This is a genomic window from Variovorax robiniae, from assembly GCF_037889955.1.
Lineage (GTDB): Bacteria > Pseudomonadota > Gammaproteobacteria > Burkholderiales > Burkholderiaceae_C > Variovorax > Variovorax robiniae.
The window spans coordinates 1-8981 of the sequence record NZ_JBBKZS010000054.1; the positions used below are offsets into that span (position 1 = coordinate 1).

Below are 8981 nucleotides of genomic sequence, written 5' to 3' on the forward strand. Positions count from 1 at the left end.
CCGGCCCTGATCCGCATGGCCTGGTCGCGCGTCAAGCTGAACTACACCTCGGCACCCACGGTCGCTGCTGCGTTGATTCCGCCGGACCCGAAGGCCGACAAGTTCGCCCTCGGCGGTGTCTACAACCTGTCCCGGCGCACCGCGCTGTACGCCACCGCGGCCTTGATCAAGAACAAGAACGGTGCCAACTTCAACGCCAACAGCACCTTCGTGACCGGCACGCCGGGCTTCACCAATACCTTCCTGACCACCGGACAGGGCTACGAGGCCAAGAACGCGATGGGCTACGACTTCGGCATCCGCCACGCGTTCTGAACTGAGGCCGGGATGCGTCGGTCCAGTTCCAACGAGGCTTGTTGCGCGTTCCCAAAAAGTTCGCGAACCATTCCTCGTCGCGCCCGACGACCCGAGTTGCACGTCGGGCAGCCCCTTGCTTCTCACATGCCCCAGTGCAACATCGCTGCGACGAGCGCTGCGAGGAACACGGTCTCGCCGACCATCAGCACGATCGGCTTGATGCCGACGCTGGCCAGTTCCTTGAGCTGGGTCTTCATGCCCAGCGCGCTGATCGCGATGACCAGGCACCAGCCCGAGAGGTCGTTGGCGAAGGTCTGGACCGACTTGGGAATCCACCCCGTGCTGTTGAGCGCCGCCAGCAGGACGAAGCCCACCGCGAACCAGGGCAGGATGGGCGGCCGCTTGCCGCCTTGCGCGCCAGCCTGGCCGCGGCTCAGCATGACCGCGCAGACGATCACCGGCAGCAACATGGCCACGCGCATCAGCTTGACCACCGTGGCGGCGTCGCCGGTCTCCGGCGACATGCCGTAGCCCGCGCCCACCACCTGGGCCACGTCATGGATCGTGCCGCCCAGGAACATGCCCGCATGCGTGGCATCGAAGCCCAGCAGCCTGACCACGACCGGATAGACGATCATGGCCAGCGTCGACAGGGCAGACACGCCGATCACGGTGAACAGCGTGGCGCGCTCCTTGCCCGGATGCGCCGGCAAGGCCGCCGCCAGTGCCATCGCGGCCGAGGCGCCGCAGATCGCGGTGGCACCGCCGGTGAGCAGGCCGAACAGCGTCTGGAAGCCCATGGCGCGCGCGGCAATCATCGCCACCACGATGGTGATGACGACCGAGGCCACCACCATCACGACCGGATGCCATCCCAGCGCCGCGATCTGCGAGAAGGTGATGCGCATGCCGAGCAGCGCGACGCCGACGCGCAGCACCTCGCGCGAGGTGAATTCGATGCCGGGCTTGCAGGTGCCTTCCACGGCCAGGAAGTTCACGGCCATGCCGAGCAGCAACGCGAACAGCATGACGGGCGCGTGGTAGTGGCCGGCCAGGAAGGTGGCGGCGGCCGCCACGACGACGCTGATCAGGAAGCCGGGCACGAGTGGATGCACACGTGCGCGCAGCACGGTGAGGGAGAGGGTGGTCATCGGAGTTGTCCTGGATGGAGGAAGGCTTCAGGTCGCGACGGCGAGCTTCACGTTGGAAACCCGGTCGACGTCGGCGTCGTAGCTGCGTGCCGAGTGAACGAAGGCGAAGGCAGCGAGCAGGCTGAAGCAGGGCACCACGGCCATGGCGTGTTGCAGTCCCCACTGGTCCGACAGCACACCCACCAGGAAGGGGCCGACGGCCAGGCCGAACAGGTTCTGGAACAGCGAGAGCACGGCCGAACCGGTGGAGCGCACGCCGGGATGGATCACTTCGATGACCACACCCGAGACCACGCCCACGGTGCAGGTCATGAAGAAGCCGCCCAGCAGCACCAGCTTGAACTGCGCCGGGCCGGGCGCGGTGCCGGCGAAGGCCACCAGGAAGATGCACATCGTGATGACGCAGAGCACGGAGAGCGCCAGCAGCTTGTTGCGCGGTTGGCGCAGCGTCAGCCGGTCCACCACGAAGCCCCAGACGATGCAGCCCAGGGCGCCGACCAGCACGACGAGCGCCGACTGCGTGGCCGCGACTTCCGGCGTCATGCCAAGGAAGCGGTTGAGGTAGCTGGGCAGCCAGGACCAGACGGCCGAGACCACCACCAGTTGCATGGCCGCGCCGATGCAGACGAACAGCAGCGTGCGGGTGCGCGCCAGGGTGACGAAGATGTGCTTGAGCGTGCCGCCCAGCGACCCGGTGACCTTGTCCAGCTTTGGCGTGAGGTCCACAGTCTTGTAGTCACGCACGAACAGGTAGAGCAGCGCCAGCACCAGGCCCGGGACGCCGACCACGCCGAAGGCGGCCTTCCATCCCCACTTGGCCGCGATGATGCCGCCCAGCACCACGCCCAGCACCGAACCCAGAGACGCCGCCGCGAAGAAGGCGCCGAGCAGCATGCTGCGAAGGCGCATCGGGAACAGCGTCGCGATCAGCGCGGCACCCACCGAGCCGTAGCCGGTCTCACCCGCACCCACCACCGCGCGTGCCGTGAACAGCTGGGCGAAGTTGGTCGTGAACATGCACGAGACGGTCGCCATGCTCCAGACGCCCGCCATCACCACGATGCTTTTCACACGGCTCATCCGGTCGGCCAGCAGCGCCACCGGGATGCCGCCGACCGCCACCACGATGGAGATGATCGACACCAGCGCGCCGAGCTGCTTGTCGCTGAGGTTCCACTCGCTCTTGATGTGCGGGAAGAGCGAGACGATCACCTGCCGGTCGATGTAGTCGAACAGCATCAGCGCGAAGGTCATGGCGAAGGCGAACCAGGCCTGGCGCTTGCCGATCAGGTAGTCGTCCTGCGGCCCGGGCCTGGCGCCCATGTCGAGTGTCATGCTCATGGGGTTTTGTCTCTGTTGTTGTAGGTGTGGGACAGGCGCGTGGCTCAGGCCGCCTTGCGCAGGAAGCCTTGATGGGCGCCGTTGCGGTTGGGTGCGAAGCCGTTGGCCAGCAGCGATTCCTCGACGGTGTCGTAGAACACGCCGATCTTGCTGATCTCGCGGGCCTGCTGCGCGGTGGCGACCGGACGGCCGAACTCGCGCGAGATGCGCACCAGTTGCTCGACCTGCTCGACCGTGCTCATCTTCTGCGTGCGGGCCTGGTTCCAGAGGTTGTCCTCGATGCCGCAGCGCACGTGCAGGCCCATGGCGATGCCCATCATGTTGACCGGCAGCACGTTGCGCATCGAGCTTTCCACCGTCAGCACCGCGCCGTCCGGCGTGGCGCGCACGAAGTTGGCGAGGTTGTAGATGTTGGGCTGGTCCATGCCGCCGCTGATGGCGACCCAGTTCATGACCAGCGGGCCCTTGTAGACGCCGCGGCGCATCAGGCGCTCGACCGACTCGAAGCTGTTGATGTTGTAGCACTGGAACGCGCTCTGGATGCCCGCGTCGTTGAGGCGGCGGATGTGCTCCTCGGCCCAGCCCGGCTGCGCCGGCACGGTCATTTCCTTGTAGGCGTTGAAGACCGCCGGGTCTTCCATCGAGGTGCCCTTGTAGTCCTCGTACTCCCAGTGCTCCACCACGTTCATCTGCGAGGTGTTGATGGTCACGGTGACCTGGTCCGGCTTGGGGTCCAGCTCGGCCAGCATGTGGCGCGTGTCGTCGGACAGCCACTTGGCCGCGGCGCCTTCGGTTTCCGGGGCGAAGCTGATGGAGCCGCCGACCTGAATGATCATTTCCGGGACCGCGTTGCGCACGCCGGCGATCAGCTCGTTGAACTTCGACAGGCGCTTGCTGCCCTTGCCGTCGAGTTCACGCACGTGCAGGTGCAGCACGGTGGCGCCGGCGTTGTAGCAGTCGACCGCCTTCTGGATCTGCTGCTCGATCGTGACGGGGATGTCCTCGGGGAAGTCGGAGGGCACCCACGACGGCGCGTAAGGGGCGGCCGTGATGATCAGGGGTTGCTGGTTTTCTGGGTAGAGCGAGCCGTCGAGAAAGTTCATTTGAAGACCTCTTGGAAATAGTTGATAGGTGGGCCGGGTTCAGAACGTCGCTTCGCCAACAATGCCGGCGCGTTCCATCTTTCGGTGGCAGGGCGGGTAGTCCATGACCGCGTAGTGCTGCGTGCTGCGGTTGTCCCACATGGCCATGCTGTTCTTCTTCCAGCGGAAGCGCACCTGGTACTCGGGAACGGCCGCCTGCTCGATCAGGTAGCCCAGCAAGTCGCGGCCGGCCGAGGTGTAGTCCTGGCCGAAGCGCACGTGCTCCGGCGTGTGGAAGTTGGTGAAGTGTGTCGTGAAGGCGTTGACGAAAAGAACCTTCTCGTTGGTTTCCGGATGGGTGCGCACCACGGGGTGCTCGGCATCGGGGAACTGGGCGTGGAGTGCCAGGCGCTTCTCGATCGGCATGGCGGCGCCGAAGCTGGCCTCGATGCTGTGGCGGGCGCGCAGGCTCGCGATCTTCTGCTTGACGTCTTCCGGCAGGCGGTTGTAGGCCTCGACCATGTTGACCCAGATGGTGTCGCCGCCGACCGGCGGGCATTCCACGCAGCGCAGCACGCAGCCGAACGGCGGCTTCTCGCGCCAGGTGGCGTCGGTGTGGAAGGCGTTCTCGTAGCGGTCGTTGGGCGTCTCGGGGGACTTGTAGATGCGCACCAGGCCGGGGTGGTCCGGGTCGCTGCCGGCCACCGGGTGGTCCTCCAGGTCGCCGAAATGGCGGGCGAAGGCCACGTGTTCGGCGCGCGTGATGTCCTGGTCGCGGAAGAAGAGCACGCGGTGCTTGAGCAGCAGGCCGCGGATCTCGGCGACCGTCTCGGGATCGCGGGAATCGGCGCCGAGGTCGACGTTGGACAGTTCTGCACCGATGGTGCAGGTGAGCTGCTCGACCTTGATGGAGGTCTTGAGGGCGGCGGCCGAGATGATGGCGGGGGCGGCGGGGGCCGTATCGGCCTGGATGGTTGCGTTCATGTCTTGTCTCCTTGTGTTGTGTGGTGCGTCAGATCACGAAGATCGACGAGCCGGTGGTCTTGCGCGACTCCAGGTCGCGGTGCGCCTGCACGGCGTCGCACAGGGCGTAGTGCTGGTTGATTTCGATCTTGATGCGGCCCTCGGCGACATGGCCGAAGACTTCCGCGGCCAGTTCCGCCTTCTCGGCCGGGTCCGCGATGTAGTCGGCCAGGGCCGGGCGCGTCATGAAGAGCGATCCCTTGATGGCTAACAGTTGCGGCTCCAGCGGGGGGATGGGACCGCTGGCCGCGCCCACGTTGACCAGCAGGCCGCGACGCTTCAGCGAATCCAGCGAGCCCATGTAGGTGCTCTTGCCGACGCTGTCGAACACCACGTTCACGCCGACGCCGTCGGTGAGTTCGCGCACGCGCTTTGCGACGTCCTCGTGGCTGTAGTTGATCGTGTGGGTGCAGCCGTGCGCGAGGGCGATCTCGGCCTTCTCGGGCGTGGAGACCGTGCCAATGACGGTGATGCCCAGCAGCTTCGCCCACTGCGAGACGATCAGGCCCACGCCGCCTGCTGCCGCATGCAGCAGCAGGGTGTCGCCCTGCTTGAAGGGATAGATGCGGCGCATCAGGTAGGCGCTGGTCAGGCCGCGCATCGTCATGGCGGCGGCGGTCTCGTAGGAGATGCCTTCCGGCAGGCGGATCAGCGGGGCGGCGGGGATCAGGCGCTCGGTGCTGTAGGCGCCCAGCGTGTTGATGAAGCCGGTGTAGGTGACGCGGTCGCCGACGGCCACGTTGGTCACGCCTTCGCCGATCGCCACGACAACGCCGGCCGCCTCCACGCCCATCCCGCTCGGCATGGGCACGGCATAGGTGCCGTTGCGGAAGTAGGTGTCGGCATAGTTGAGGCCCACCGCCACATGGCGCAGGCGGACCTGGCCCGGGCCGGGATTGCCGACTTCGACGTCCTCGTAGCGAAGGACTTCGGGCCCGCCGGCCTCGTACTGACGCACTGCTTTTGCCATGGGGGATGTCTTCTGGATCGGTTTGGAAGGGATGCATCAACTGTAGGGATCGGCCCCATCCGGCGCTTCGCAAGTCGCGACACGCATTTCGCTATTCACGCCGGGCCTGAATTCGACAGTTGAGACATTGAACTGCACCGCGAGTGCCTTGACTTGCGCCCGGCCCTTGGGCATCGGCAGTCGGCGGTCTGAAATTGGCGAAAGTGCAACGCCGCGCAGCATCGCCAAATGCAGCTTCGTCTGCCCGCATGACTGACCGCCTTGCCCACCGCCCCGAGCGCCAACGCACGACACGTGATCGCCTCCTAGCGCGCGCCAGATTGTTGGTCGCGCGGTAGTTCGAACTCCACCGGTTGTAGACCGGCACAGAGGCGCGCACCGGCTGTGAGAGCGGTCAATGCCCTGCGCGGTTTGATCCTGGAGTTGAGGCGGGCTCGCTCGAAGCTACAAATCGGATTGCGAAGGCACATCTCATTTGACGCCATGTCCCGCTTGTCATGGCAAACGGGGATGCGACGGCGTGACACGCTGGCCTGCCGATGCCATGGATCTCAACGCTGGCACCAAATGCTAAATGGGTGTCGTCATTTGGCATGCGGGCCGGGGACGCCTGCGAGAGCATCACTTCCGGCGCCGTCATCGATGCGCCGCCACCGCAGGAGCCCTCTTGCGGACACCCCCAGCACGAACATTCGGAACAAGAAACATGACGCAGAGACCCTGGCTCCATTCGTACGGCAACGTGCCCCCGCAAATCAATGCCGATGCCCACGGTTCGATCGTGGCGCTGCTCGAGCAGGCCATGGCCCGGTACGCCGACAAGACCGCCTTTCGCTCGTTCGGCCAGAGCCTGAGCTTTCATGACGTCGACCGGCTCTCGGCACGCTTCGCCGCCTTCCTGCAGCGTGAACTGAAGGTCGGCAAGGGCGACCGTGTCGCGGTCATGATGCCCAACCTGGCCGCCTTCCCGATCGTCTTCCTTGGTATCGCCCGCCTTGGCGCGGTGCAGGTCAACGTGAACCCGCTCTATACCGCCCGGGAACTGGCCCATCAACTCAACGATGCCGGCGTCAGGACCATCGTGGTGTACGACGGGTCCACCGCGACCCTCGCCGAAGTGATCGGCGAAACGAACCTCGATCACATCATCACCGTCAGCCCGGGCGATGGCCTGGCCACATGCCTTGTCGGTCCCGCCCGCGACGCGCGCCTGCCGAGCGTGCTGCCGCTGTCGGACATCCTGGAGGAGGGCCAGCCTACGGACTACAGCGCGCCGTTGATCACCGGAGACGACCTGCTGTTCCTGCAGTACACCGGCGGCACCACGGGCGTGTCGAAGGGGGCTTGCCTTTCGCATCGCAACCTGGTGGCCAACACCGAGCAGTTCAAGGCCCTCATGGCCGACAGCATCCGGCCCGGCGAAGAGGTGGTGGTGACGGCCTTGCCGCTGTATCACATCTTCGCGCTGATGGTGAATCTCATCAGCTACTTCTCGGTCGGTGCCGAGAACTGGCTGGTGGCCAATCCGCGCAACATCGACGGACTCATCGACGTCTTCAAACAGTCGCGCCTCACGGTCTTCACCGGCGTGAACACCCTGTATTCGGGCCTGGCCGCGCATCCGCGACTCAAGGAGGTCGATTTCTCCAGCCTGCGCCTGTCGATCGGCGGCGGAGCGGCGGTGATCCCGGCCACGTCCGCGCGTTGGAAGGAAGTGACGGGGCGCCTGATCCTGGAGGGTTACGGCCTGTCGGAAACCAGCCCGATCCTGTCCATCAACCCGCCCTTCATCAGCGAGTTCTCCGGCACGACCGGGCTGCCACTGCCGTCCACGGACATCAAGTTGATCGATGAGGCGGGCAACGAGGTCGCGCTGGGCCAGTCCGGCGAAATCTGCGCCAGCGGGCCCCAGGTCATGAGCGGCTACTGGCAGCGCCCGGAATCGAGCGCCACGGCCTTCACGCCCGACGGCTACTTCCGCACCGGCGACGTCGGTGTCTTCGACGAGCGCGGGTTCCTCAAGATCGTGGACCGCATCAAGGACATGATCATCGTCTCGGGCTTCAACGTCTATCCGAACGAGATCGAAGCCGTGGCAACGGCATGCCCTGGCGTCGCCGAGTGCGCCTGCATCGGCGTGCCCGACGAGAAGACCGGCGAGGCGCTTCGGCTCTTCGTCGTGGCCCAGGCGGGTGCGACGCTGGCGCAGCAGGATGTGGTCGACCATTGCCGTGGGCTGCTCACCGGATACAAGGTGCCGCGGCATGTGTCTTTCGTCGAAGCGCTGCCCAAATCCACCGTGGGCAAGATCCTGCGTCGCGAATTGCGCGACGTCGCCTGAGCATGCGACAGGGCAGATGAATATGGCCAACGCATCGTGCTCGTCGGCGGAGTAATCCCGCAGCAGGACTACGAGTTCCTGTACGAGGCCGGCGTCAAGGGCATCTATGGCCCCGGCACGCCGACCCCGGCCAGTGCCAAGGACGTGCTGGTGCAGATCCGCGCGGCTGTGTCACTTCAATCCGTCTGAGTTGCCGCATGCTGCCATCTGGCCACCTAGAACTCGCTCCAATTTGCGCTGAATCAAAGTCACGCCGCTCCTGCGCAGCGCACTTCTTACCGAGAGCGCGCAACGCGAAACAAGAAGTAGGGCGCCCAACGGGTTGGTTCAGCACTTCGATGCGTCTTGGCCTCCACGCTGGGGGAGCCAGAGCCAGCTGCCCAGATCGCGACAGAGGATCCGCAATGCGCGTGCAGACCGACGAAAAGATCTCGACAACTACGGCACAGCCTCGCCATGACCCCCGTCAGAGCCAGGCACGCGCCCGCCGACGACGACCTGCACCCTTCAGCAAAGACACATCATGCGGCCAGCAGGCCGGTACTCGGATTCAAGATGCGAGTCCACAGCTTCAACGTCCAAGGCTCCCTCTTGGCAATAAGCATGCACCTCGCTGAGAGCGAGGGTCCCGAGCCTTGCCCAAGCGATCGAATTGCTGCGTCGCATTTACTCAGCAGTCCGTAATATAGGCGACAGATGGCATCTGGAAGAACGATCGCACGAGTCGCCGGTTCTTCTGCATATTGCGCAGCTGTTGCTCGACTCGAATAGCCAGC

At 65.4% G+C, this 8981-nt stretch carries 7 protein-coding genes and 1 pseudogene; 3 read left to right on the forward strand and 5 right to left on the reverse strand.

Going from position 1 to position 8981, the window contains the following annotated elements; translation table 11 throughout:
• A pseudogene (locus tag WKW79_RS36270) lies at positions 1-315 on the forward strand (porin); the annotation flags it as partial.
• A gap of 122 nt (positions 316-437) precedes the next feature.
• Here WKW79_RS36270 and WKW79_RS36275 read toward each other — a convergent pair.
• The 5 genes from WKW79_RS36275 to WKW79_RS36295 all read right to left on the reverse strand — a co-directional run bounded on the left by WKW79_RS36275 (position 438) and on the right by WKW79_RS36295 (position 5864).
• Positions 438-1448 carry a YeiH family protein gene (locus WKW79_RS36275; protein ID WP_340340071.1) on the reverse strand — a complete coding sequence of 337 codons (1011 nt, stop codon included), beginning with the start codon at positions 1446-1448 and terminating at the stop codon, positions 438-440.
• 27 nt (positions 1449-1475) lie between these two features.
• Complete coding sequence (locus tag WKW79_RS36280) at positions 1476-2789, reverse strand: MFS transporter (protein WP_422824038.1); 1314 nt, start codon at positions 2787-2789, stop codon at positions 1476-1478.
• A 44-nt stretch (positions 2790-2833) separates the two neighbouring features.
• Positions 2834-3892: a beta-keto acid cleavage family enzyme gene (locus WKW79_RS36285; RefSeq protein ID WP_340340072.1), complete on the reverse strand. Its 1059-nt coding sequence runs from the start codon at positions 3890-3892 to the stop codon at positions 2834-2836.
• 39 nt (positions 3893-3931) lie between these two features.
• A complete protein-coding gene (locus tag WKW79_RS36290) occupies positions 3932-4780 on the reverse strand; it encodes a TauD/TfdA dioxygenase family protein (RefSeq protein ID WP_340340077.1) in 849 nt (282 codons plus the stop codon).
• Between the two features lie 103 nt (positions 4781-4883).
• A complete protein-coding gene (locus tag WKW79_RS36295) occupies positions 4884-5864 on the reverse strand; it encodes a quinone oxidoreductase family protein (RefSeq protein ID WP_340340073.1) in 981 nt (326 codons plus the stop codon).
• Between the two features lie 706 nt (positions 5865-6570).
• Between WKW79_RS36295 and WKW79_RS36300 the strand changes: the two genes are divergently transcribed.
• Both WKW79_RS36300 and WKW79_RS36305 read left to right on the forward strand, forming a co-directional pair.
• The gene (locus WKW79_RS36300) at positions 6571-8205 is read left to right on the forward strand and encodes an AMP-binding protein (RefSeq protein WP_340340074.1); all 1635 of its coding nucleotides are present in this window, start codon (positions 6571-6573) and stop codon (positions 8203-8205) included.
• 36 nt (positions 8206-8241) lie between these two features.
• Positions 8242-8394, forward strand: coding sequence for a hypothetical protein (locus tag WKW79_RS36305; protein ID WP_340340075.1), 153 nt, complete (start codon positions 8242-8244; stop codon positions 8392-8394).
• Positions 8395-8981 lie beyond the last annotated feature (587 nt).